Source organism: Brucella sp. (assembly GCF_032066345.1).
Taxonomy (GTDB): domain Bacteria; phylum Pseudomonadota; class Alphaproteobacteria; order Rhizobiales; family Rhizobiaceae; genus Brucella; species Brucella pseudogrignonensis.
On sequence record NZ_DAMBKZ010000008.1, the window covers coordinates 171,116 to 193,961 of the forward strand.

Below are 22,846 nucleotides of genomic sequence, written 5' to 3' on the forward strand. Positions count from 1 at the left end.
TGGCGAGCAGAGTTGGGACCCAAACCTAGGTATAGGTTCGCAACCACTTAAATTGCTCTATGGTTTCGCGCAGTCGAATCTGGGGAACGACAAACGATGTCTAAATATGCAGAGGGCGTGCATAAGCGAGGCAGTGAACTGGCGGTCGGCTTTGTCGCACTGGCGCTGGCGCTTGCTGTCTTTTACGTCGATACCTTCACCGATATTGAAGGCGCTATTGCCGTTCTCTACGCCATTGTGCTGCTGCTGGCAGCCGAAGTAACAGGGCGCACAGGCATTATCCTGAGCGGCATTGGCTGCTTCATCCTCACCATCACATCCTATTATGCGACCCATGGGCCGGAGCCGGATTTCCAGACAACCATTCGACTGGCAGTCGCTGTTGCTGCAGTTGTGGTCACAGCGGTTCTCATTCTGAGAAACAAAATGGGGCAGCAGGAATTGCTCGCCTCCCACGCAGCGCTCAAAGATAGCGAAGCGCGCTATCGCTCGATTTTTGACCGCACTCGCGTTGCCCTTTGCGAGCGCGATTATTCACGGCTTCGCCAGCATCTGATTCAGTTGAAGACGCAAGGCATCACTGACATCGAAGACTACGCCCGCACGCATCCGGATTTCGTCCATAAATGCATTGGCATGACCGATACGGTCGCAGCCAATGAAGCAGCCTATGAACTTTTAGGGGTTGATCTGGGGCAGGCGCATCGACTTGGCAGTCTCTTCGTTCCACGCGATGACCAATTCGTGCATGTGTTGCAAGCGCTGCTCGATGAACAGCGCTATTTTGAGAACAAAGTCGAGTTTCACACCCAAAGTGGTGAAGAACGGCTGGCGCTGCTGAGCATTAGCTTCCCGAGCGATCCTGCTGCTTTCAATCGCGTTGTGCTGAGTATGGTCGATATTACTCAGCGTGAACTGGCGCAGAAGGCGCTGGTGGAAGCACAAGCCGAACTGACCAAAGCCTCGCGGGCCGCAACCGTCGGTGCCTTGTCTGCCTCGCTTGCCCATGAACTCAACCAGCCGCTTGGCGCCATCATGCTCAATGCGCAGACAGTGCTGCGCTGGCTCGACCGCGATCCGCCGGACCTGACCGCCGTGCGACGCTCTGCGGAACGGATCATTCGCGACAGTGACCGCGCAAGCGAGATTATCCAGAACACGCGCAATATGCTGAGCCAGGCCAAGCGGCGGGTGGAATCCATCGATCTCACCATGTTGGTTCGCGAAACCATTGCGCTCATGGAACATGAGCTGCAACGCAGCAGCACGCAGGTACGCATGGCACAGAACTGGCGTTCGCCCGTGATTGAGGGCGTGCGGATTGAGCTTCAGCAAGTGATTATCAATCTTGTGACCAACGCCATTCAAGCGATGGAAGCATCCAGAACCCGTTCGCGTTCAATTGTGATCACCATCGGACGCACCGACAATGACCATGCCGTAATTAGCATTCGTGACAGCGGACCGGGAATAGATCAGGATACGCTCAAACGGCTGTTCATGCCGTTTCATACAACCAAGGCTTCCGGTATGGGCATGGGGCTTTCGATCTGCCGCAGCACGGTTGAAGCAAGCGGTGGAACCCTGACCGGGACCAACCACGAAACAGGTGGCGCGGAATTTGAAATGCGCCTGCCGATCAATTGGGAAGTGCAGGATGCCTGAGATACGCAAGCCCCAAAAGCAACCAAACGACAAGCCGGTGGTCTTCATCATCGATGACGATCCGTCGATGCGGGAATCGCTGGCCGATCTGTTTTTATCCATGCAGTTTGATGCGGAAGCATTTGAAACAGCCGCAGCCTTCATGGCCAAATTCCCGGATCAATCACGAATGGAAAGACCCGGCTGCATTCTCCTCGACGTCCGTTTGCCGGGCATCAGCGGCCTTGATTTCCAGAGCCAGCTTGAAAAATCGGGCATTCGCCTTCCCGTGGTTTTCATGACGGGCTTTGGAGATATTCCGATGACGGTACGTGCGATGAAGGCAGGCGCTGTCGACTTTCTCACCAAGCCGTTCAAGGAACAGGATGTGCTCGATGCAGTCAGTTCGGCTGTGCAGCGCGATAGCGTGCGCAGGCAGGAGGCAGCGCAAAATCAGGCTGTCGTCGAACTGGTGCAGACATTGACCCCACGCGAGCGGGAAGTGATGGATGCCGTCGTCACTGGCAAAATGAACAAGCAGATCGCCTTTGATCTTGGCATCAGTGAAGTGACGGTGAAGCTTCATCGCGGCAATGTCATGCGCAAGATGGATGTGCGTTCTCTTGCCGATCTGGTTCGCAAGGCCGAGTTCCTCAGCGAAACGACAAAGTGACCTGTATCTAAGTATGGTATATTTGTGCTCTGCCAGAGCGCATAAAGGGCCTTAAGTGCATCTCTAAAAACAGGAATCGTTTTCGGGATGCACGATCAGATTTTAGCAATTCAAGGTCCAATGTCTTGTCCGCAGCGCAAATTCATACCATAGCCATTGTTGATGATGATCAGGGCATCCGGGAAGCTCTCGACGATCTCGTCAAATCCTGCGGTTATGAAAGCCGTCTTTTTGCATCAGCCGAAGAATATCTTGCCTATGAGGCGCAATCGGATATCGATTGTATGCTGGTTGATGTGAAAATGCCGGGATTAAGCGGAATCGAGCTTCAGGCCGAACTGAACAAGCAGACGGCTCATCCGCCGATGATCTTCATGACATCCTTTGAAGACGACCGTACTCGCAATGCGGCCATGGAAGGCGGCGCTTTCGCTTTTCTGGGCAAGCCGGTCGATGTGACCAAACTGCTCGACCATCTTGAGCACGCACTCCGATCATAGGGTTGGGGAACAGCATACCAATCGCCGGGGATAGATAGACCTCGGTATAGATGTGGTCCTTTCCCAGCTCTCGTAAACTTCTCCTGCATCAGAAATTGTTGCCGCTGGCAACGAGAGGAGAAGCCGCCATGACAACCCATCGCATAGACGCAAAGAGCGCCAACGATCATTCCACGAAGCCGACATTCGGCAATCCTGATCTGCCGCCCGAAGGCGCGGTCAACGCCAATGCCGGAAGCCTGACCGATCCCGGTCCGAAGAACCCGGCGCTTAACGCACAGTTTCCATCTTTTCAGGACCCGCCTGCAACCGATATCGGTGATATGCAGCTCTTCTGGGGTTCATTCAACAATGCGCCAAAGCGCATTCAGAATGGCGGCTGGGCGCGTCAGTTGACACAATCCGACTTTGCAATTTCCGCGGAAATTTCCGGCGTCAACATGCGCCTGAGTGCAGGGGGCATTCGTGAGATGCACTGGCATCGCGCTGCGGAATGGGCAATCGTGACCAATGGTCGTTGCCGCATCACTGTGCTTGATACTGCAGGCCGCGCCTATGTGCAGGACGTTGAAGCAGGCGATCTATGGTATTTCCCGGCAGGCTTTCCGCATTCCTTGCAGGGGCTCGGTCCTGATGGCTGCGAATTTGTCCTGGCATTTGATGAAGGCGATCAGTCCGAATACAACACGCTGCTGGTAACAGATTGGCTGGCGCATACACCGCCTAGCATTCTTGCCAAGAATTTCGGCATCGACGAAGACGCGATGAAGTCGATCCCGCTCAACAATCTCTGGATTTTTCAGGGTCGCGAGCCGGGCGAACTTTCCAACGATCAGGAAGAGGTTTCATCAGCTGGCCTGCCCCCCTTTCCGTTCACCTACAAGCTCAGCTCTGCAAAGCCATTGAAGGAAAACCGTTCTGGCGCCATCCGCATGGCTGACAGTTCAATCTTCAAGGCATCCACCACGATTGCTTCTGCAATCGAGACGATCAAGCCCGGCGGTGTCCGCGAGTTGCACTGGCACCCCAATGCCGATGAATGGCAATACTGGATCAAGGGCGAAGGCCGCATGACCGTTTTCGATGCAGGCCCGCGCGCCCAGACTGCAGATTTCAGAGCTGGCGATGTCGGCTATGTGAAGCGCAGTCAGGGTCATGTGATCGAAAATACCGGCACCACCGATCTTCAATTCGTCGCCGTGTTCAGGACGGCTGAATATCAGGAAGTGTCGTTGTCTTCATGGCTGACGCATACGCCAGCCGATCTTGTTGCACAGCACCTCAATATCGATGTTGTCGATTTGCGGAAGCTGCCTTCCGACCAGCCGGGCATGGTACCCCGTTGATAAAACCACCAACCACAAAGGCGGCCAAATGGCCGCCTTTTTTATTGTCTGTGAAAGCAATTCTTTCGTAGAGCGCCGTGCGCCCTTTTGGGCGCACAAAGGTCGCTCTAACACTTTATATTTACAGCATAATTTTACCTTAAACTGATTCACGTTTAAGGAATTATGCTGTAGTCAATGCGGGGCAGCAATCGAGCTGCGAACACGAAAAGCGACGAACTGAATGGCCAGCGCTATGATGGCGAGCAAACCGCCCAGCAGGCTTACATCAAGCCAGCCGCCATGTTTCCATGCAAGCGTCGAGAGTGCAGCGCCCGCCGCTCCACCAAGGAACATGGCCGTCATGAAGATGGTATTGAGGCGGCTCCTTGCTTCCGGATCAAGTGCATAGATGATGTGCTGATTGGAAACGAGAGCGCTCTGGATACCGAAATCGAGCACGATCACACCAATGACCAGCGCGATAAGCGACGACCAGAGACCGAAGATCACCCAAGAAACCAGCGTGAGGATTGCGCCCATAAGCACGACAAAGTGCGGACCTTTGCGGTCGGCAATCCGGCCTGCAAATGGCGCTGCAAAAACACCAACTGCACCCACAATACCGAAGAGACCGGCCACATCTGCGCCCAAGCCAAATTCAGGCGTTTGCAGGTAAAGCGCGAGAATGGTCCAGAAGGCCGTGAAGGCTGCAAAAAGCGCTGCCTGCGTCAGTGCTGCAATGCGAAGGGCACTGTGTGTTTTCCAGATTTTAGCCAGCGAACGGATCGCCGTGTGATAACGCATATGCGATGTTGAACGATGGTTCGGCAGCGCAAAAAACATCAGCAAACCGGCAAAGAGCGCCAGCGGTACGCCGATCCAGAACATTTCGCGCCAGCCAGCATGTTCACCGACAAAGCCGGAAAGCGTACGGCTGAACAGAATGCCCGAAAGGACGCCCGCCATCACCGTGCCGATGGTCGCGCCGCGCTTTTCAGGCACGGCAAGCGACGCCGCAAACGGCACGATCTGCTGTGCGACTGTCGAGCTTGCACCCACGATGAGTGATGCAATCACCAGAGCCAGCGCCGATGGTGCGACAGCCGCAATGGCAAGCGCTACTGCCAGAATGATGAACTGGCCGATAATCAGCTTGCGCCGGTGAACGATATCCCCCAACGGAAGCAGGAAGAACAAACCAGCGGCATAGCCAAGCTGCGTGGCGGTCGGGATAAGGCCCGTCATCGGATCGTTTGGAAAATCGGCTTCGATGATCCCAAGCATTGGCTGATTGTAATAGATATTTGCAACCGCCACGCCGCTGGCTATAGCCATTGCGAACAGAGCCCCTTTGCCGATACCGGCGCTGGCTTGCCCGGCTTGCGTTGAAGATTGGCTTTTATCGTCCATTTTGCTGCCCTCTTATGGCTGGTCCCGAGGAAAGTGGGAGGCGCTTTCCGGCGGAACGATGCGTGAAAAACTTTGGATACGGCGGCTATCAAAGGCACCTTGAAGTGAGAGCCGCTCTATCGCGATCGGTGCCTGACTATCTAGCTTTTTATCGATTTTCGTTTTAGTGATCTTGAATGACCTGCCTGTATAACGAAAATCGATATAATGAATACGGATGACGTTGTTGTATTTCTGGCGGCAGTGAATGCCGGAAGCCTGGCTGAAGCGGCCCGAAGGCTTGGTCTCCAACCGATGGTTGCCACACGCCGTCTCGCTGCTCTTGAAACAATGCTCGGTGTCCGGCTGCTGCATCGCACGACACGTTCGCTTTCGCTGACACCTGAAGGTGAAACCTTCCTGCCTTTTGCGCGCGCCATGATCGAAAATGAAACCGAAGCGAAAGCGCTGCTGCGGGCAGAAGCCAGAGGTGCGGCAGGTCTTTTGCGTGTTTCGGTTCCCGTCGCCTTTGGCCTTCGCTATGTCACGCCGTTTGTGCCGCAGCTGCTTGAGCAGAATCCAGAATTGCGTATCGCGCTCGATCTTACGGATCACTTGCCCGATCTGGTTGCGAGCGGGACGGATCTCGCGATCCGCATTGCCCGACTGCGCGACAGCAGCCTGATTGCGCAGAAGCTCAGCGACAATCCTCGTTGCATCGTTGCAAGCCCGGACTATCTGGCCAGACGCGGCATACCGCACGCGACTGATGAGATTGCAGAGCATGACTGCCTGCCGCTCGGCTCTGCAACACACTGGACTTTCTCGACGCCCGAAGGCGAAAAGCACATTCGTCTTAACGCCCGCTTTTCCGCCAACACGATGGAGGGCTGTTATGCCACCTGTCTTGCGGGCGGTGGGCTTGCACTTCTATCGACCTGGTATGTGAGTGAAGATGTGAAGGCGGGGCGTCTGGTCAGGCTCAATTTCGGTGATGCAAGAGCTGAAACGCTCAATATCTGGGCGGTCTATCCGACCACCAGACTGGTCTTGCCGAAGGTCCGGGTTTTCATTGCCGCATTGAGGGAGGCCATTGCGGCATCGGCTGAAAACTTTCACGCGTGAAACCTCAGTAGATTTCCGCGACTGTGAGTTTCGTCCTAACATTCGCCCCGACATTCGCCCCGATATTCGGACGTGTCTGATAACGGCGCCATGCGCTTGGTGTCGTACCGGTGATCCGGCGGAATACGCGCGACAGGTGAGCCTGATCGGAAAGGCCGCAATCAAGCGCGATTTCGCAGAGAGGCGCATTGCTGTTGAGCATCTTGTCCTTGGCAAATTCGACACGGCGCTTAATCACATAATTATGTGGTGAAACGCCAAAGCTGTTTTTGAAGGCTGCCGAGAAATAGCTGGTGCTGAGCTTGACCTGACGCGCCATTTCATCAAGCGAAATCGTGTAGGAAATGCGCTCATCGATAAAGCGGCACACACGCTTGATCTGCCAGGGCACCAGTCCGCCGACAACGATCCGATCCGCCACATCATTGCCGTCAACCATGCGTGTGCCGAGCAGGCTTGAAGCCTGATTGACCAGATCGATAGCGATTGTCTCATCTTCTTCGAGAAGCTTTACGGCATTCAACAACAGGGCAGAGACCTTGATTGATGTCTCGCTTGCGAACTTGTCGAGGGGAAGGCGTGGCTGCTTGTGGTCAACTGGTGTTGCGAAATGTGACATCATCGATCTCCCGTAAAATCGTTGAACTGCGTTGGATATGGGAGGATTTTGGGATGATGCGGCGCTGCACGAAACCGTACTATGAGTGCAAAACCATACACCTGAGTTTTTGCTACTCTATACTTGGGTATAGGGTGAGTGGGTTTGTGCTTCACCTCGCCCACAAACGAAAAAAGGGGCCAATGGCCCCTTCTTTTGTGTGACTGATCATGCGATCAGCCGTTTGTGCCCCGCAGCGTTTCAAACAGGAACCAGACGCGGCGTTCGCCTTCGTCGATCCAGTTTTCGAGCAGGCTTGCGGTCGCCACATCGCCATATTCGTCGCAAAGCTCGTGCAGCACCCGCATACTTTCAACAAGTGCCTTGTTGTCGTCGCGCAGCTCGGCGAGCATTTCATGCGGATGCACAAACTCCGCATCATTATCGAGAATGCGCTGGTGGCGCGAAATATCGCCGATGGAGCGCAGGGTGTTGCCACCAAGCTTGCGGGCGCGTTCTGCCAAATCGTCGGTAATGGCAAAAATCTGATCGCCCTGTTCATCCAGCAGAAGATGATAATCGCGGAAATGCGCGCCAGACATATGCCAATGGAAATTCTTGGTCTTGAGATAAATGGCAAACACATCTGCGAGCAGAGCGGTGATGCCGCCGGAAATTTCCTTCACGGCTTCTTCCGAAAAACCGCTTGGTGTCTTGAGAGAGGCAGAGCGACGGGATTTTACATTATCAGTCATGATGATGGTCCTTTCGTTCGTAAATGCGTGTTGTCGGTTTGAGAGCAGGGGGATTCCGGGGCGCGCCCTGAGGCAGACTTCAATGAAGGGCGTGGAAAATCATGGCAGCTCAGCCAGTCAACCGGCAGGTCGACTGGTTCAGGCAGCATATCAAGACCGTCACGCACGCGCTCTTCAAGCAAGCGAGGTTTCTCAGTCATGGCGGATCGCCTTTCCAGCTTTGCACAAATGCATACTGTATGAGCCACGGATGATAATCTTGCATATTTCGATGTCATTTGGATATGTCATCGCGATCACAAAAGCGAAAACGGCAAGAGGAGTTCCGCTCGCCGTCCCGCCCCGATTTCGAGCCGAAATTACGACTGGATGAATTCCAGAACGTCGGCGTTGAACTTGTCGGCTTCGGTCTCCGCCAAACCATGCGGCGCGCCGGGATAAACCTTGAGCGTTGCATTTTTCACGATCTTGGCGGTCTTTTCGCCCGCGGCTGCAATCGGCACGATCTGATCGTCATCGCCGTGGATCACCAGCGTCGGCACTTCGATCTTTTTCAGATCATCCGTGTAATCGACTTCCGAGAACTCGCGAACGCAGTCATACAGCCCCTTGATCGAACCGACCATGCCCTGCAGCCAGAAGTTCTCACGCAGACCTTCATTGACCTTGGCGCCTTCGCGGTTGAAGCCATAAAATGGCAGCGTCAGATCCTTGAAGAACTGCGAGCGGTCGGAGCGGGTGCCCTTGCGAATGCCGTCGAAGACTTCAATCGGTGTGCCTTCGGGATTATTTGCAGTCTTGAGCATCAATGGCGGAACGGCACCAACCAGCACGGCTTTTGCAACGCGGCTATTGCCGTGACGACCGATATAGTGAGCAACTTCGCCACCGCCCGTCGAATGGCCGACAAGGATCACATCCTTGAGGTCGAGCTTTTCAATCAGCTCTGCAAGGTCATCGGCATATTGATCCATGTTGTTGCCATTCCATGGCTGATCGGAACGTCCATGACCGCGACGATCATGCGCGATAACGCGATAGCCTTTCTCAGCGAAAAACAGCATCTGCACGCTCCAGGCATCGCCCGAAAGCGGCCAGCCATGCGAGAACAGGATTGGCTGGCCTGTGCCCCAATCCTTATAGAAAATCTTGGTGCCGTCTTTGGTTTCGATGAAGTTCGTAGTCATGGCCGTAGATCCATTTGCTTGGGAGGAGAGGACTGGACCCGGCTTCAAATGCATTCGCTTTGAAGCTCTGATCTACCATCCGATCTACAGGCGTGCGTGTTCAGGGTCTTGATGATTTGCGGCGTGTTTGGACAATTGCGGGATCGTCAGAGCAAAAGATGCGAATGACCGCTCGTAACGAGCATTCGCATGAAAAAGATCGATCAGTCCGCAGCTTATGGGTTGCCGTCGGCAAGACGCTTGATGCCAGCCATGCTGATGACGGTAAGTTTTTGACGGCCGCCGCGAACGAAGCCCTGACCTTCCCAGTTGCTGAGAATACGCGAAACCGTATGCAGCGTTGTTCCCGTCATCTCGGCGATGTCCTGACGGGTGATGGGGAAGTCGATGCGGATGCCGTCTTCTTCCTTCTTACCCGCTTGCCGGGCGAGACGCAGAACGGCATGTGCCACGCGACGCTCAACTTCCTCGGTTGACATCTCGCGAATTCGGGTATGGGCTTCTTCAAGCCGCTTGCCAATTGTCTGGATCGCATTCATCGCAAGGCCGGGATTCTGTTCGACGAAATAGTCCCAAAGCTCTGTTGGCCAGGCCAGAACAATGCTTTCGGCTACCGCCATTGCCGTGCCGGGATAGTCGCTGCGTTGCAAAGCCTTGGCGAAGCCGAATAGATCGCCGGGATGGACCATGCGAACGATGATCTGCTGTCCGTCGGGAGTTACCTGATTAACCTTGAGGCGACCGTGAAGCAGCAAAAAGAACAGGACGGCGTCATCGCCCTGTTCAAAAATGGTTTCGCCCGGAACGACACGCCGCGTTGAGGCGTAAGACACAAGCTTGTCCAGCTCGTCATCGCTCATCTTTGCGAACAACGATAGTTTTCTGACAAGCCCGCGATCTATCGTGGCCATCACGCATCCCCTACTAAAAATCCCCTTCGTCGCTTTAGCACAGCAAGAGGAATAAGGGATAGTCTCGGGGGCATAAAATAGGGCATTCAAGCATAAACCATCATATTGAGAATTCTTTCAGCCGTTTCAGCACGACCGCATACCAGCGACCGTCACGAACCAGCCGAAAACCCAGATTGTCGGGTGGCACACCGACGCTACAGCCGCCTGTCTTGGGGTTGCGGATGAAAGAGCTCATGGCGGCACGGTGCTTGCCATTGACCACATAGACGCCGCAGACAGGTGTTTCGGCAACGATCTTGCCATAGGCATCGATATTCACACGGCGATGACAGGTCTGTGTCCATTCCCATACATTGCCGGCAACGTCGGCGATGCCAAGTTCGTTTTCACCAAATGCACCTGCAGAACGAACTTCAGGGCTACGCTCGAGTTTGCGCGCGCTCTGCTGCTCATAGTCCTTGAGCCACCTTAAAGCGGGGTTGGCTGCGGCATCGTCCTCAATGCCCAGAGCGGTATCGGTAAAGCGTGAACCGGCAGCAAAAGCCCATTGCTCGTCGGTCGGCAAATGCCAGACTTCCCCGGTCTTTTGCGATAACCATTTTGCATAGTTTTCCGCATCATCGTAGCTCACGCCGACAATGGGTGCATTGGCGCCCAATCCGTTTCGATTATGCGGTAAGGCTTCCGCCGGTTGGCAGCCGCCATCGGCGATGCAGCGCTCATAGTCGGATGCGCTGACCTGATATTTCATAATCTCAAAGGATTGCGCGAGTTTGCGCGTCGTCAGTGGTGCATCCACCGGATAATTGTTCTTTTGAAAGTCGCCATCAGCGCGATAAGTCATGCTGCGCGGTGCAACGACAATGGTCTGCGGGCGCTCAAATTGGGTATCCCGAGAGCTGCGCTCTGCGCGTCCTGAGGCATCGACCACAAACAGACCCGCAACCACCGCCAGCAAGACAGCGGGCACAGCCACGGCCAACTCCCGAAGGCGCTTCTTCTTGTTACCTTTGGTCATTTGGTGTCACGGAGCCGCGTCGTTCAATAGATACGGCTCCGAGCCTTTCCTTATTCGACAATCACCAAAGAAGCTTTCAGTCTTTCGTTACATCCCAGACGGGGCCAGAACCGACGTCATCAGATCGTCATTCCATTCGCCGGTGACTTTGAAGTGCGCGGCTGCACCCAGTTCAAAGGCTTCGATCAGATTGTGGTTCACATAGGCATAGATGCCGGGTTGCTGGAATGTGTAGAAGGCTGCTGCCGCGGCTCCGCCCGGAATAAACCAGGTTTCCTGATCGAGATCTGGCGGCGTGTTGAACTTGCCAGTTGCCCAGACATAATCACCATGTCCGCCGATGAGGTGAGGTCTCGTATCGCGATTGGCTTGCGAGTGAACGATCAACACCTTCTCGCCGACCTTGGCGGTCATTGCCTTGTCACCGGTCAATGCACCGACTGCACCGTTAAAGACAACATGGGTGGGTGTCAGGGTACGCATCACCTTCACAGTGTCTTCATATGCATCGCCTGGAGCGTCGTATTTCTTATACTGACCAGCTTCATCGCGAGGCACATAGAAGTCCTGCTCGCCGACATAATAGATCTTGTCATAAGAAAGCTTGTTGCCTTTGCCATCGTGCAGTCCATCGCGCGGCAACACCATGATCGCCCCATTCATGCCCGAGACAACGTGCCAAGGAACCATTCCTGGAGGTGCGCAGTGGTAGACGAAAACGCCGGGCTTGGTGGCCTTGAAACGAAGGACCGTCTTCTCACCGGGGTTGATTTCGGTAAGCCCACCGCCACCCAATGCGCCGGTTGCCGCATGGAAATCGATGTTGTGCATGAGCGTGTTGGTTTCAGGATTGATGAGTGTCAGCTCAACATAATCGTCCTGATGCACAACCATCAGCGGGCCGGGAACGGTGCCATTGAAAGCCATGGCATGAACTTCAGTCCCCGCATCATCAATGACGATCTTCTTTTCTTCGATCACCATCGTAAATTCGACAACCTTTGGCCCACCCTCTGCGGCCTGGCTGTGAGCGTGGACGAGTGGCGGGTTCACCAGTTCCACTTTCTGCCGGGGTAGTGCTGCAATTTCCGCTGCACTGGCCTTCCGGATTGCGCCATTACCCCAGGCGGATGTTGTCGCAAGCACCGGGGCTAACGCACCAGCGAGTGCTGCTCCTGCCAGTATCGTGCGGCGGTTGATCTGCATCTGGTCTGCCATCGATTCTCTCCTATACGATAGGACCGAGCGCTCTTTGCTCTGTCGTTTTATGTATAGGAGATCGGGGAGGTTCCTTCCTTGACCGCAATCAACATGGACCATAAATCGATGAAATAATTATCGTTACTTTACAATGCTTTATGTGAAATGAACTGAGTATTTGAGAGCTTATTTGCGATAGCACAAAGGACGATTACAGCCTGAGCGTGTTGTCAAAAGTAAAACCAGCGATTGATAAATTTCAATCGCTGGTCTTCGCGAAGCGGTTGGGGTCATGCTTTCTATAAGGACAGGCCAGTGAAACGAGCTTGTACTTCCGGCAGTGCCATCTCCGGTATCCATGCGGGCTCATACGTCAGCTCGACATTGGCGCGCGAGACGCCCTCGACCGCTTCCACGCAAGTTTGCACGGCTTCGATGAGAAATCCCGCAGCAGGACAGCCGGGTGTGGTCGTGGTCATCTGAACGTTGACCAGCCCGCCGGATACGATCTCGATGTGATAGATCATCCCCAGATCAACCAGATTAACGCCCAGCTCTGGATCGAGGATCAACCGCAGTGCATTAAGGATCGCATATTCGAGTTGAGCATCTTTTTCGCTGTGCATGGTTTTGTCCTCACGCTTCACCAACACGGATCATGATGCGATAGGCGCTGCCTGTTTCATCGAAGTTGCCGACCCATTCATGGCCTCGTCGTTCAAGCTCTGGAAACAGGAAGAGTGGTTCGCGGTGCAGCAAAGCAAACAAAACGTCGCCGCGCGTTATGCGTTCGAGTTCTGCCAGTATATGAACCATTGGCTCAGGTGGTTGCATGTCTGAGCAATCGAGATAATGCGAAGGTTCAGGCCAGATATCGGGCGAACTTACGTTGTTCGACAGCTGGATTTCCGGCACCGCGTCTTGCGTTGGAGAAAACAGCGTTTGCCAGTCGCCGTCACCGATCGGTTGCGGCTCTGCACGAAACCCTTTGCGTTCCATCACGGCAAAAAGCGGAACCGGTTTGAAGGGTGTTACAAGCAGGAGACTCTGGCCGGGCAGCAGATTTTCCGCGGCATCCATGATTGCCTGAAACGGCTCTACGCCACTTTTGAGCAAGGGACGCACGTCCAGCTCACGATGGGCGATTTCCTGAATGGATAATGTCATTTCGACCTCCTAAAGCGTGTCGCGGAAAAGTGGGAACCGGTTTTTCCGATATCGACATGCGTAAAAACAAAGACTTAAAGCGTGTCGCCCGGCTGCGATAAAACGCGGCGCGCTTTAAGCACGGGCGCACCGGCATGAATAAGGTTGGGCAGGATCACGCCATTGGGCAGGCGCAGATTGGTTGGTACGTCCAGAAGCCGCCGGGCGCGGAAGAAGTGAACGCTCAAAGCCAGAATGGCGATAAGGCTGAGTGCGGATGACAGTCTGAAAATAGTCAGATGGTTGAAGATCAGGGCCAATGTGCAGAACCAAACGCTCCCATAATAAAGGATGAACCAGTGCCGGGCATTCTGCTCGCGCACCATGTCCTGAACACGCGGCGTCTGCACGCGGCCCATGACAGGGCCATAGCATTCGAGCCAGGTGAGAAACGGAACGATCTTGTAAAGCTGGGCGAGGCTGAGGCCTGAAAGCCAGCCAAAGACGAAAAGATAAACGAGTGCTGCGACCATCTGGTCTGTCACACCGGTCCACAGCATCGTGAGGGCAAGCAGCATGGAAATCAGCAATGCAGCAAAGGCTGAAATACTGGCCATGCTGTTTAGTTCGATCGCTTTGCGTTTGCGTTGCCGATAGATTGCACGCACGTCGAGAGCATAAAGAGCAATACAGGCAATAGCCGGAACAAGTGCGATAGATAGCGCAATCTCTGGCTGACCGATGCCGAATGCAAAAACTGTGATGCTAAAGCTGAGGATCGTCAGTGCGGCTAGACCGAGCCACCATAGAAGCCTGGTTCGTTTCGTGTTGCTGTCTGGCGAAAGCATGAACATGGTGAGCAATCGATAGCTCACACCCATCGCGGTGAAAGTCATCCAGCCGCCAAGTGCTAGCGCTGCATGGATAGAGACAGTTGATCCGGCGATTTCAAGAGCAATTATCTGCTCCGTCGCTCCGGACAGCACGAAAGTATAAAGCCCGCCAAGACTGGCAACGATCAGCAGGCAGCCAATGCCGACGGCCACAAAACGCGTTGGCAATGAAATAGGGCGTGCTTTCCAGATGGTCACACCAAGCATCAGAACGATCAGCGAAAAGCCTGCGATTAAAAGCAGCCCGGATATGGGAAGCAGCGCAATTGTATCTTCAAGCAATCCGGCCATGCCTGCGAAGCCCAAAAGCAATCCGATCAGGCCCGAAAGCAGCAGCAGAAGGGCTGGCAGTTGTGCGGAACTGCCCCAAAGCGGCTTTGCAACCAGAACCGGCACAAATTGTAGCAGCGCACCGCTCATCAGCAGTGCAAGCCAGCCGATCGCGATGATATGGACGAGAATGAGGGTTTCCGGTGCCCGAATTCCGTGGAACGGATAGCCAAAGCCGCCTGCCATCATTCCGACCCCGATTATGAGGAAGGCGAGGGAGGCTGCAAAATAGGACAAAGTCCAGCGGGAAAGCGCGGCACCGATCATCTCAAACCTTGATGAAGAACAGCTTAGTGATTGCCGCAAGTGCATTCATGGTCTGAACCATGGATCTTGCGTCGTGCAATTTCGACACGCCAGATAGGGCCGTTCTCTTTATAGACCCAGGAAAATTCATCGGGATTCCGCGTTTCCAGCTGGCGGCGCAAAGGTACCGGATCGTGATCGTTGACGATCTCCAGCGCATCGCCCGGCTCCAGCGTATCGATCATAGAAAAGATCGTCGCATGTCGCGTGATAGGCGGAATGGTGCGCACGTCGATGACTGGATTTGCTGAAACTGGTTCAATTGGCATTATAATTTTCCCAGGCCGTCATTGTCGAAAGATGATGACGACAGCCAGCGCCATCATGAGAGCTTTTCTAATCTGATCGATGCGAAGCTGCTTTGTTGCATCTCAAACAAGATGACGAATAATGGCTCTCAGGCAGAACGGCCTTGTTCTGGATCAATTATGATATGTTCGTGCTCCACTATGATGCGGATCCTGGAAATGTTCACTGAACCACGATTTCTGAGGTGAAACTTGCGGATGATATCAGATCTCTTCGATCATAACCGGCAATGGGCTGCGGAAAGAGAGCGGGAAGACCCTGATTATTTCAGGCGGTTGTCTGCCATGCAGCGCCCGGAATATCTGTGGATCGGCTGTTCCGATAGCCGTGTACCCGCCAACGTCGTAACGGGTTTGCAGCCGGGCGAAGTTTTCGTCCATCGAAACGTCGCCAACCTCGTTCATCGTGCTGATCTCAATCTGCTTTCCGTGCTTGAATTTGCGGTGGAAACGCTGGAGATCAAACACATCATCGTTTGCGGTCATTACGGTTGCGGTGGCGTGCGTGCAGCCATGGATGGGTATCGTCATGGGATAATCGATCATTGGTTGCAGCCTGTTCGCGATATCGCGCAGGCATCAGAAACCGAACTGGAGGCCATAACGGAGCCGGAAGAGCGGTTAAACAGACTTTGTGAGCTGACGGTCGTTTCTCAAGTGCAAAGCCTTTCCCGAACGCCCGTTTTGCAATCGGCATGGAAGGAGGGAAAGAGCATTGCTATCCATGGGTGGATTTACGGCCTTAAAGACGGATTGCTGCGTGATCTTGGTTGCAATTGTACCGGCCCCGATGGGCAATTGTCCTGTACGGATGCGGACAGTTACAGCGGTTCCAGTTAAGAAAGAATCGTTGGAACCACTGTAACTGTTTGTTTTTACGCATTATCCGACGCAAAACCGCTTCGCTCTTTTGCTGGAAATACTAAAAGACAATTTGAGCAGTCACTTATCCAAACACTTCCCGCTTTTCCGATTTGGCGGCAAGCAAGGCTTCCAGCATCAGATTTTCAGAGAGGATGTGGCGGCGCAAACTCTCGAGAAAGCCGCGGATCATATAGGCCACCGTATCGGCTGCGAGCGGGCACCGGCCTTCAGACATGGCTTGCAGGGTTGTTGCTAGCTCTTCGGCGGAAAGCCGGTCGCAGCGGTGTTCAGCCTTCAACCGCTCAATAACGACCGTTGCAAAGCCCGATCCGGCATGATGGTCGAAATCTGGAAACAGCACTGTCTCTTCCAGCAAATGGGCTTCTGAAAGAAGCGCAGGAATTGCTTTGGCGAGTGCCTGATAATCGAATGCTTTACCGGCGCCGGTCGTTACATCTTCCGCAGCTTCTTCGAGCTGCAGGCACAGTTCAAGCAAGGCATTGTGGTGTGTTTCCAGCCTAATGATGTCGGCTGCATGAAGAGGGGAGCCAGCGGTCATGTCCGGTTTCATCTATTGGCCAAAGAATAGCACGATGGCGATCACAATGGATGCTGCAACGGCCGACAACGTACCAGCACCCTGCAAAGCGCCCATGCGGTAAAGAACGAGCGAGAAGCCGATAATGGCGGGTGTAGCAACCATGAGCCCGATCTGTGCATCTGTCATTGAAATATTCCTTTGCTCTGAAAATGCATAATGCATCTGCGGTCGCGATTTTTCTTTGCCAAAACGCAAAGAACGGCATGGCCGCTCAGTCTAGGCATGACCCATGCTTGGAACGGAAGATACAGCCTTTGCGGCGACGATTTCGGATGATGAGCCGGGGGAAAACCTCCTGCTTTGGATTCTCGTCTGGAGTGAACTCATCACCTTTGCAATTTTGCTGATTGCCTTTCTGGTGATGTCGATCATCGATATTGCAGGTGTTGCCCAATTGCGGGCGCATCTCAGCCCGGGTCTGGCGGCGACCAATACAATTGTCTTGCTAATGAGCGGCTGGCAGGCAGCAATTGCTGTACGGCGACGACATAATGGGAAGGAGGCACGATATCCGCTGCTGTGCGCAGCGTTTTTTGGCCTGATTTTTGTCGTCGTCAAATTCATCGAATATTCGCATGAAATGCAGTTTGTCGGCGATGAAGCGGCAGGCGCATTTTTCGAGCTCTATTTTCTCCTTACCGGCTTTCACCTCATGCATGTGCTGTTTGGATCGATCATTCTGGCGCTGGTCGCATGGCGGCCATCCGCTTCCAATGTTCTGCTCATCACTACTCTTTGGCACGCCATTGATCTCGTATGGCTGGTGATGTTCCCAGTCCTCTATCTTGCGTGAGGCAACGAATGACACACAAAGGTCGCATGTCTTTAAATCGCACGCTTTTCATTCTGCTTGTTCTTGCGCTCACTGGCGCGCTGATTGCCAGTCTCAGCCATGGAAGGTTGATGGCGATTGTGGTGGTGCTGATTCTCGCCTTTGCAAAAGGCTGGTTCGTCATCCTGGACTTTATGGAAATGCGCGGCACCAAAGGCGGGCTCAAGCCTGCCTTGCTCGCGTGGCCCGCCGCTTTGCTCACACTTGCGCTGGCGCGTTCTGTCGCAGTGCGCTTCCTGCTTTGAAGAACAGCTGTGGTCTTTGCCAAAACGCAAAGACGTCTTTCGCCTGCCCGATAGAAGGATGAAGTCCCGTGATGCTGGTGAGGGGTTTGACGAGCCGCATAATCGACGGGGGATCAGAGCGCATCCCGAAAAGTGTGAAACGGCTTTCGGGCAAAGATGCGCGTTAAAACAAATATTTAGAGCGCTGATCTGGTTCATTCGGATCGAAATGCGCTCTGAATGCCGAGGCTCTGCCTTCGGCCAATGAAAGGACGAAGGGGATGGCAGAACGCCTAACCAAGACCGGCGCCCGAAACGTCTTCTACGGCGGTTCCATTTTCTTTTTCGCGATCTTCGTGGGACTGACGGCGCATAGCCATTACTACATGAAAACCACGTCCACGGATGAATCGACGCTCACTGATGCAGTCGCGCGCGGCAAACACATCTGGGAGAAAAACTCCTGCATCAACTGCCATACGTTGCTGGGTGAGGGCGCCTATTTCGCGCCCGAACTGGGCAATGTCTGGAAGCGTTGGGGGGGCGAAGAAGACCCGGAAGGGGCCCGTGAAACGATGAAAGCCTGGATGCAGGCGCAACCTACCGGAATCGAGGGCCGTCGTCAGATGCCGCAGTTCAACCTGAGCGAACAGGAACTCAACGATCTGGCTGATTTCCTCGAATGGACAAGCCGCATCAAGACGCAGGACTGGCCACCAAATGAGGCAGGCTGAGGCGCGGGATGAACGGAGTTTTATGATATGAAATATGAAAGCCAAAAGGTTGCGATGCTCTATTTTTATGGAGCGCTCGTCCTGTTCGTAGCACAGGTCGCATTCGGTGTTCTCGCCGGTACGATCTATGTCCTGCCCAACACGCTCTCCGAGCTTTTGCCCTTCAACATCGTCCGCATGATCCACACCAATGCGCTGATCGTCTGGTTGCTGATGGGCTTCATGGGTTCAACCTATTATCTGCTGCCTGAAGAGACAGAAACCGAACTTTATAGCACCAAGCTTGCTGTCATCCAGTTCTGGATGTTTTTCGTTGCCGCGGGCGTTGCCGTTGTGGGTTATCTCTTCAAAATCCATGAAGGTCGTGAGTTTCTTGAACAGCCCTTCATCATCAAGGTCGGCATTCTCGTCGTCTGTCTGATGTTCATGTTCAACATTACCATGACCGCCTTGAAGGGCCGCAAGACTACAGTCACAAACATTCTGTTGTTCGGTCTGTGGGGATTGTCTCTGTTCTTCCTCTTTGCCTTCTATAACCCGGTCAATCTCGCCATCGACAAGCTTTATTGGTGGTATGTGATCCATCTCTGGGTTGAAGGTGTGTGGGAGCTGATTATGGCTTCGATCCTCGCCTTCCTGATGATTAAGCTCAATGGTATCGACCGTGAAGTCGTCGAAAAATGGCTCTATGTGATCGTTGGTCTGGCCCTGTTCTCAGGCATTCTAGGCACTGGTCATCACTATTACTGGATTGGTGCTCCTGGTTATTGGCAGTGGATCGGCTCGCTGTTCTCGACGCTGGAAGTCGCTCCGTTCTTCACCATGGTCATCTTTACTTTCGTGATGACATGGAAGGCCGGTCGCAAACATCCAAACCGTGCCGCATTGCTCTGGTCGATCGGTTGCTCGGTGATGGCATTCTTCGGTGCAGGCGTATGGGGTTTTCTGCACACACTGTCGTCCGTCAATTATTACACCCATGGCACACAGCTGACAGCAGCCCATGGCCACCTCGCCTTCTTCGGGGCCTATGTCATGCTCAACCTTGCAGTCATGGCCTATGCCATCCCCGAACTGCGCGGACGTGCGCCATATAACCAGATGCTTTCCATGGTGAGCTTCTGGGCGATGTGTACGGCGATGTCTGTCATGACCTTCGCACTTACTTTCGCAGGCGTGGTGCAGACCCATCTGCAGCGTGTACTGGGCGAAAGTTTCATGGTCGTGCAGGACCAGCTGGCACTGTTTTACTGGATACGTCTGGGTTCCGGCGTCGTGGTCGTAATCTCTGCCTTCATGTTCATTTGGGCGATGCTCGTTCCAGGCAAGGAACGCCGGGAAAACGCATCTGGCTTTGTACAGCCCGCTGAATGATCGACACGAAAGCCTCGCCTTCGGGCGAGGCTTCTTCACTTAGAGCGGCTCCAATCATGACTGAATAGCTATAGCCGCTCTAATCATTTGTTTTCACGCATTTTCCTCACGCAAAACCGCTTCGCACTTTTGCTGGAAATGCTTTGACCAAAGGAAGACGGCCATGAACAGCATTCTCAAGAACGTTGAAATCATCGATTCATCGATCCCCGCTTACAGCCCATCTGGCAATGAATGCGCCTTGTTTGAAATGGCATGGAAACGAAAGCTGCCACTGCTTCTTAAAGGCCCGACCGGCTGCGGAAAGACACGCTTCGTAAGCCATATGGCAGCGAAGCTTGGTCTGCCGCTCTCAACTGTTTCCTGTCATGACGATCTCGCAGCAGCTGATCTGACTGGCCGCTATCTTTTAAAAGGCGGGGATACGCATTGGGTTGATGGGCCATTAACCCGTGCGGTGCGCGAGGGTGGCATTTGCTATCTCGACGAGATTGTTGAGGCACGCAAGGACGTGGCTGTGGTTCTGCATCCACTGACTGATGATCGTCGCGTTCTGCCGCTTGAGCGCACGGGCGAACTGCTCGAAGCGCCAGAGCATTTCATGCTCGTTGTTTCTTATAATCCCGGCTACCAGAACTTGCTTAAGTCACTGAAGCCAAGCACACGCCAGCGTTTTGTGGCTATCGAATTTGATTTCCTGCCCAAGGATCAGGAAATTGCGGTGGTGAGCGCCGAAAGCGGACTTGATGCCCATAAGGTTGCGCCGCTTGTGGCGCTCGCTCATCGTCTGCGCGGCCTGAAAGGACATGATCTGGAAGAAGGCGTTTCCACGCGTCTGCTGGTTTACTGCGCGTCGTTGATAGACGCTGGCATGTCACAGCGAGAGGCTGCTCGTGCCGCGATGATCGAACCGCTGACCGACGAGCCGGATGTGAAGGCAGCATTGCTTGAAATCGCCGATGCGATGTTGAAATAGGCGGGTATGTCATGCTGGATTTTCTGGAGCTTGAAGAAACCGTTGGCCGGGCCTGGCATCGGCTTATTGGTAAGACGGGATCTTGGCCGCAATATCCCGACCAAGCGGTAAGGCTTGCCGACATTCGCCAGAGGCTTGCCATCTGCTTCCGTGGTTTTGGCGGCGATGTTGCAGTGCAGATTGCGCCAGCACGCGCAAGAACTTCCGGGCATCGGCTTGGCTTGCGGCAGCGTATGGCTCTGGGGGAGGAAAAACTCAGCCACCCTTTGCGCGATGAAGCAACGCTGATGTTGCCGTCCGAGATTGCGCTCTTTCCTGATCGCACACTGAATTACGATCTCTATGTCTGGCTCGCGGGCTATATGGCGATCATGCCCACCGACATGAGTGCTGTTCCTGATGACCCGTTGCGCCGCGACCTGGCGGCGCTCGATATGGCTGCAGTAACGGCGGCAAAAGCCTGCCAATTGTTTCCGGGGCTTGAAGATCGCTATGCGCGGCTCTGCGATGCGGTGCTGGATGCGCGGCCAAATAGACGGCTTAATCAACTCGAACAGCTTGTCGAAGATCGGGTTCTTTCCTTGTTGAAAGAAGGGGCCGGGCTGCCTGACTTCAGCCTTGCAACGATTTTCCCCCATCGCGCGCCTGCGGGCTATCTGCCGCTCCTTCCGGTGCCGCTTTGGCCGGGGTTGATCCGTCGCGATGAAACAGCATCGCGGAACGCAGAAGATGAACCCGTGCGCGACTCCCTGGCCGAAGGTTCGGAAACAGGCCGCCAGATAGCGCAGCGTGAGCAGCAAGATCCGCGATTTGCTGATAGAAGCCCGTTCATTCTCAATCGCTTTGAGAAAATTCTTGCCATGGCGGAAATGGTCAGTGTTGATCGGCCTTCGGATGACAGCGACGAGCAGAATGCAAAGTCGGCTGACGAGCTCGATGATCTGACACTGGGTGAACGCAAGGGCAGACCCGCGTCACGCTTTCGCTTTGACCTCGATCTCCCACCAGAGGCGGTCGACCACAGTGTGCTTACCGCCAAACTGACCTATCCTGAATGGGATTATCGCAAAGCGACCTATTTGCAGGATCATTGTAGTGTGCTGGTGGCACCTGTGCAGGATCACGATGACGCGCTTAAACTGGATGACGAGGCGCGCAGCCTTGTACGAAAGGTCCGGCGTCAGTTTGAAGTTTTGCGACCCGGGCGCGAAATGATGCGCGCACAACTCGACGGTAATGATCTTGATCTTGATGCCGTGGTGCGTTCGCGTTGTGATTTTGCAGCCGGTGGGCAGGGCAGCGAACGTGTGCATCTGATGAGCCGTCCTCAGGCCAATGATCTTGCGGTGACGATCCTTGTCGATGTCTCGCTTTCCACTGATGCCTGGGTGGATAACCGTCGGGTGCTTGATGTGGAAAAGGAAGCGTTGCTGGTTCTGGCCAATGGCATCGCTGCCTGCGGTGATCGCTGTTCGATCCTGACCTTCACGTCGCGGCGACGCTCATGGGTGCGTGTAGAAACGGTGAAAGATTTCGACGAGGCTTTCAGCCCGACTGTTGAGCATCGCATCGCTGCGCTCAAGCCGGGTTTTTATACGCGTATGGGTACCGCCATGCGTCACGCCACGGCAAAGTTAACCGAGCAGCACAATCGCAAGAAACTTCTGCTGCTTCTAACCGATGGCAAGCCGAATGATGTCGATAATTACGAAGGGCGCTTTGCACTGGAAGATACCCGACGGGCGGCAAATGAAGCGCGTGCCAAAGGCGTCAACGTCTTTGCCGTGACGGTTGACCGCGAGGCAAATGCTTATCTGCCTGCTCTCTTCGGCCACGGAGGCTTTGCAATGGTTGAAAAGCTCGCGAAATTGCCGATTGCTTTGCCCGCAATCTATCGAATGCTGGCGGGATAGCTTTCGATCAGCAC

At 54.2% G+C, this 22,846-nt stretch carries 26 protein-coding genes; 12 read left to right on the plus strand and 14 right to left on the minus strand.

Annotated elements, in window-relative coordinates:
* Positions 1–96: 96 nt before the first annotated feature.
* The 4 genes from RT142_RS12440 to RT142_RS12455 all read left to right on the plus strand — a co-directional run bounded on the left by RT142_RS12440 (position 97) and on the right by RT142_RS12455 (position 4,163).
* Positions 97–1,665, plus strand: coding sequence for a sensor histidine kinase (locus tag RT142_RS12440; protein WP_113159710.1), 1,569 nt, complete (start codon positions 97–99; stop codon positions 1,663–1,665).
* Entirely contained in the window at positions 1,658–2,317 is a 660-nt protein-coding gene (locus tag RT142_RS12445; RefSeq protein ID WP_079213340.1) for a response regulator transcription factor, read from the plus strand. Before RT142_RS12440 ends, RT142_RS12445 begins: the two co-directional genes overlap by 8 nt.
* Before the next feature lie 125 nt (positions 2,318–2,442).
* Positions 2,443–2,817 (plus strand): response regulator transcription factor, encoded by a 375-nt coding sequence (locus tag RT142_RS12450; RefSeq protein ID WP_007877530.1) that lies wholly within the window; start codon positions 2,443–2,445, stop codon positions 2,815–2,817.
* 128 nt (positions 2,818–2,945) lie between these two features.
* A complete protein-coding gene (locus tag RT142_RS12455) occupies positions 2,946–4,163 on the plus strand; it encodes a cupin domain-containing protein (protein ID WP_313028903.1) in 1,218 nt (405 codons plus the stop codon).
* 174 nt (positions 4,164–4,337) lie between these two features.
* Here the strand turns inward: RT142_RS12455 and RT142_RS12460 are convergent, their stop codons facing one another.
* Complete coding sequence (locus RT142_RS12460; RefSeq protein ID WP_313028905.1) at positions 4,338–5,555, minus strand: MFS transporter; 1,218 nt, start codon at positions 5,553–5,555, stop codon at positions 4,338–4,340.
* A 207-nt stretch (positions 5,556–5,762) separates the two neighbouring features.
* On the opposite strand from RT142_RS12460, the gene RT142_RS12465 reads away from it, so the two are divergent.
* Positions 5,763–6,659 (plus strand): LysR family transcriptional regulator, encoded by an 897-nt coding sequence (locus RT142_RS12465; RefSeq protein ID WP_313028908.1) that lies wholly within the window; start codon positions 5,763–5,765, stop codon positions 6,657–6,659.
* A 4-nt stretch (positions 6,660–6,663) separates the two neighbouring features.
* Here RT142_RS12465 and RT142_RS12470 read toward each other — a convergent pair whose 3' ends face one another.
* From RT142_RS12470 to RT142_RS12520, 11 genes are all read right to left on the minus strand, one after another.
* On the minus strand, positions 6,664–7,281 hold the full coding sequence (locus RT142_RS12470) for an AraC family transcriptional regulator (protein WP_313028911.1): 618 nt from the start codon (positions 7,279–7,281) through the stop codon (positions 6,664–6,666).
* Positions 7,282–7,493: 212 nt separating this feature from the next.
* Complete coding sequence (locus tag RT142_RS12475; RefSeq protein WP_007877542.1) at positions 7,494–8,012, minus strand: Dps family protein; 519 nt, start codon at positions 8,010–8,012, stop codon at positions 7,494–7,496.
* Positions 8,009–8,212 carry a hypothetical protein gene (locus RT142_RS12480; RefSeq protein WP_146112702.1) on the minus strand — a complete coding sequence of 68 codons (204 nt, stop codon included), beginning with the start codon at positions 8,210–8,212 and terminating at the stop codon, positions 8,009–8,011. Before RT142_RS12480 ends, RT142_RS12475 begins: the two co-directional genes overlap by 4 nt.
* A 159-nt stretch (positions 8,213–8,371) precedes the next feature.
* Positions 8,372–9,199, minus strand: a complete 828-nt coding sequence (locus RT142_RS12485; RefSeq protein WP_007877543.1) for an alpha/beta fold hydrolase — start codon at positions 9,197–9,199, stop codon at positions 8,372–8,374.
* Between the two features lie 215 nt (positions 9,200–9,414).
* On the minus strand, positions 9,415–10,110 hold the full coding sequence (locus RT142_RS12490; protein ID WP_007877544.1) for a Crp/Fnr family transcriptional regulator: 696 nt from the start codon (positions 10,108–10,110) through the stop codon (positions 9,415–9,417).
* A 100-nt stretch (positions 10,111–10,210) separates the two neighbouring features.
* On the minus strand, positions 10,211–11,131 hold the full coding sequence (locus RT142_RS12495) for a formylglycine-generating enzyme family protein (protein WP_313028917.1): 921 nt from the start codon (positions 11,129–11,131) through the stop codon (positions 10,211–10,213).
* Between the two features lie 87 nt (positions 11,132–11,218).
* The gene (gene nirK / locus RT142_RS12500) at positions 11,219–12,349 is read right to left on the minus strand and encodes a copper-containing nitrite reductase (RefSeq protein ID WP_113490482.1); all 1,131 of its coding nucleotides are present in this window, start codon (positions 12,347–12,349) and stop codon (positions 11,219–11,221) included.
* A 281-nt stretch (positions 12,350–12,630) separates the two neighbouring features.
* Positions 12,631–12,957, minus strand: a complete 327-nt coding sequence (locus RT142_RS12505) for a metal-sulfur cluster assembly factor (RefSeq protein ID WP_313028922.1) — start codon at positions 12,955–12,957, stop codon at positions 12,631–12,633.
* 10 nt (positions 12,958–12,967) lie between these two features.
* A complete protein-coding gene (locus RT142_RS12510; RefSeq protein WP_313028924.1) occupies positions 12,968–13,498 on the minus strand; it encodes a DUF2249 domain-containing protein in 531 nt (176 codons plus the stop codon).
* 74 nt (positions 13,499–13,572) lie between these two features.
* Positions 13,573–14,967 (minus strand): hypothetical protein, encoded by a 1,395-nt coding sequence (locus tag RT142_RS12515; RefSeq protein WP_313028927.1) that lies wholly within the window; start codon positions 14,965–14,967, stop codon positions 13,573–13,575.
* A 23-nt stretch (positions 14,968–14,990) separates the two neighbouring features.
* A complete protein-coding gene (locus tag RT142_RS12520) occupies positions 14,991–15,275 on the minus strand; it encodes a DUF2249 domain-containing protein (RefSeq protein ID WP_064321297.1) in 285 nt (94 codons plus the stop codon).
* 237 nt (positions 15,276–15,512) lie between these two features.
* On the opposite strand from RT142_RS12520, the gene can reads away from it, so the two are divergent.
* The gene (gene can, locus RT142_RS12525) at positions 15,513–16,154 is read left to right on the plus strand and encodes a carbonate dehydratase (protein ID WP_064321296.1); all 642 of its coding nucleotides are present in this window, start codon (positions 15,513–15,515) and stop codon (positions 16,152–16,154) included.
* A 106-nt stretch (positions 16,155–16,260) separates the two neighbouring features.
* Here the strand turns inward: can and RT142_RS12530 are convergent, their stop codons facing one another.
* Both RT142_RS12530 and RT142_RS12535 read right to left on the minus strand, forming a co-directional pair.
* Positions 16,261–16,737 carry a hemerythrin domain-containing protein gene (locus RT142_RS12530; RefSeq protein ID WP_105520064.1) on the minus strand — a complete coding sequence of 159 codons (477 nt, stop codon included), beginning with the start codon at positions 16,735–16,737 and terminating at the stop codon, positions 16,261–16,263.
* 12 nt (positions 16,738–16,749) lie between these two features.
* Entirely contained in the window at positions 16,750–16,905 is a 156-nt protein-coding gene (locus RT142_RS12535) for a hypothetical protein (protein ID WP_007877560.1), read from the minus strand.
* Between the two features lie 103 nt (positions 16,906–17,008).
* Between RT142_RS12535 and RT142_RS12540 the strand changes: the two genes are divergently transcribed.
* From RT142_RS12540 to RT142_RS12565, 6 genes are all read left to right on the plus strand, one after another.
* Complete coding sequence (locus RT142_RS12540) at positions 17,009–17,572, plus strand: cytochrome c oxidase subunit 3 (RefSeq protein ID WP_313028930.1); 564 nt, start codon at positions 17,009–17,011, stop codon at positions 17,570–17,572.
* Positions 17,573–17,580: 8 nt separating this feature from the next.
* Positions 17,581–17,856, plus strand: a complete 276-nt coding sequence (locus RT142_RS12545; protein WP_007877568.1) for a cytochrome C oxidase subunit IV family protein — start codon at positions 17,581–17,583, stop codon at positions 17,854–17,856.
* A 260-nt stretch (positions 17,857–18,116) separates the two neighbouring features.
* A complete protein-coding gene (locus tag RT142_RS12550; RefSeq protein WP_064321292.1) occupies positions 18,117–18,569 on the plus strand; it encodes a c-type cytochrome in 453 nt (150 codons plus the stop codon).
* Between the two features lie 27 nt (positions 18,570–18,596).
* Complete coding sequence (locus RT142_RS12555; protein ID WP_007877571.1) at positions 18,597–19,943, plus strand: nitric-oxide reductase large subunit; 1,347 nt, start codon at positions 18,597–18,599, stop codon at positions 19,941–19,943.
* Positions 19,944–20,106: 163 nt separating this feature from the next.
* Positions 20,107–20,919, plus strand: coding sequence for a CbbQ/NirQ/NorQ/GpvN family protein (locus RT142_RS12560; RefSeq protein WP_007877573.1), 813 nt, complete (start codon positions 20,107–20,109; stop codon positions 20,917–20,919).
* An 11-nt stretch (positions 20,920–20,930) separates the two neighbouring features.
* A complete protein-coding gene (locus RT142_RS12565) occupies positions 20,931–22,832 on the plus strand; it encodes a nitric oxide reductase activation protein NorD (RefSeq protein WP_313028931.1) in 1,902 nt (633 codons plus the stop codon).
* The last annotated feature ends 14 nt before the right edge of the window (positions 22,833–22,846 follow it).

Excerpts from the sequence above, each read along its gene's own strand:
- RT142_RS12440 (WP_113159710.1), top strand. The coding sequence starts at position 97 with ATGTCTAAATATGCAGAGGGCGTGCATAAGCGAGGCAGTGAACTGGCG.
- RT142_RS12445 (WP_079213340.1), top strand. The coding sequence starts at position 1,658 with ATGCCTGAGATACGCAAGCCCCAAAAGCAACCAAACGACAAGCCGGTG.
- RT142_RS12455 (WP_313028903.1), top strand. The coding sequence starts at position 2,946 with ATGACAACCCATCGCATAGACGCAAAGAGCGCCAACGATCATTCCACG.
- RT142_RS12460 (WP_313028905.1), bottom strand. The coding sequence starts at position 5,555 with ATGGACGATAAAAGCCAATCTTCAACGCAAGCCGGGCAAGCCAGCGCC.
- RT142_RS12465 (WP_313028908.1), top strand. The coding sequence starts at position 5,763 with ATGAATACGGATGACGTTGTTGTATTTCTGGCGGCAGTGAATGCCGGA.
- RT142_RS12470 (WP_313028911.1), bottom strand. The coding sequence starts at position 7,281 with ATGATGTCACATTTCGCAACACCAGTTGACCACAAGCAGCCACGCCTT.
- RT142_RS12475 (WP_007877542.1), bottom strand. The coding sequence starts at position 8,012 with ATGACTGATAATGTAAAATCCCGTCGCTCTGCCTCTCTCAAGACACCA.
- RT142_RS12480 (WP_146112702.1), bottom strand. The coding sequence starts at position 8,212 with ATGACTGAGAAACCTCGCTTGCTTGAAGAGCGCGTGCGTGACGGTCTT.
- RT142_RS12485 (WP_007877543.1), bottom strand. The coding sequence starts at position 9,199 with ATGACTACGAACTTCATCGAAACCAAAGACGGCACCAAGATTTTCTAT.
- RT142_RS12490 (WP_007877544.1), bottom strand. The coding sequence starts at position 10,110 with ATGGCCACGATAGATCGCGGGCTTGTCAGAAAACTATCGTTGTTCGCA.
- RT142_RS12495 (WP_313028917.1), bottom strand. The coding sequence starts at position 11,131 with ATGACCAAAGGTAACAAGAAGAAGCGCCTTCGGGAGTTGGCCGTGGCT.
- nirK (WP_113490482.1), bottom strand. The coding sequence starts at position 12,349 with ATGGCAGACCAGATGCAGATCAACCGCCGCACGATACTGGCAGGAGCA.
- RT142_RS12505 (WP_313028922.1), bottom strand. The coding sequence starts at position 12,957 with ATGCACAGCGAAAAAGATGCTCAACTCGAATATGCGATCCTTAATGCA.
- RT142_RS12510 (WP_313028924.1), bottom strand. The coding sequence starts at position 13,498 with ATGACATTATCCATTCAGGAAATCGCCCATCGTGAGCTGGACGTGCGT.
- RT142_RS12515 (WP_313028927.1), bottom strand. The coding sequence starts at position 14,967 with ATGATCGGTGCCGCGCTTTCCCGCTGGACTTTGTCCTATTTTGCAGCC.
- RT142_RS12520 (WP_064321297.1), bottom strand. The coding sequence starts at position 15,275 with ATGCCAATTGAACCAGTTTCAGCAAATCCAGTCATCGACGTGCGCACC.
- can (WP_064321296.1), top strand. The coding sequence starts at position 15,513 with ATGATATCAGATCTCTTCGATCATAACCGGCAATGGGCTGCGGAAAGA.
- RT142_RS12530 (WP_105520064.1), bottom strand. The coding sequence starts at position 16,737 with ATGACCGCTGGCTCCCCTCTTCATGCAGCCGACATCATTAGGCTGGAA.
- RT142_RS12535 (WP_007877560.1), bottom strand. The coding sequence starts at position 16,905 with ATGACAGATGCACAGATCGGGCTCATGGTTGCTACACCCGCCATTATC.
- RT142_RS12540 (WP_313028930.1), top strand. The coding sequence starts at position 17,009 with ATGCTTGGAACGGAAGATACAGCCTTTGCGGCGACGATTTCGGATGAT.
- RT142_RS12545 (WP_007877568.1), top strand. The coding sequence starts at position 17,581 with ATGACACACAAAGGTCGCATGTCTTTAAATCGCACGCTTTTCATTCTG.
- RT142_RS12550 (WP_064321292.1), top strand. The coding sequence starts at position 18,117 with ATGGCAGAACGCCTAACCAAGACCGGCGCCCGAAACGTCTTCTACGGC.
- RT142_RS12555 (WP_007877571.1), top strand. The coding sequence starts at position 18,597 with ATGAAATATGAAAGCCAAAAGGTTGCGATGCTCTATTTTTATGGAGCG.
- RT142_RS12560 (WP_007877573.1), top strand. The coding sequence starts at position 20,107 with ATGAACAGCATTCTCAAGAACGTTGAAATCATCGATTCATCGATCCCC.
- RT142_RS12565 (WP_313028931.1), top strand. The coding sequence starts at position 20,931 with ATGCTGGATTTTCTGGAGCTTGAAGAAACCGTTGGCCGGGCCTGGCAT.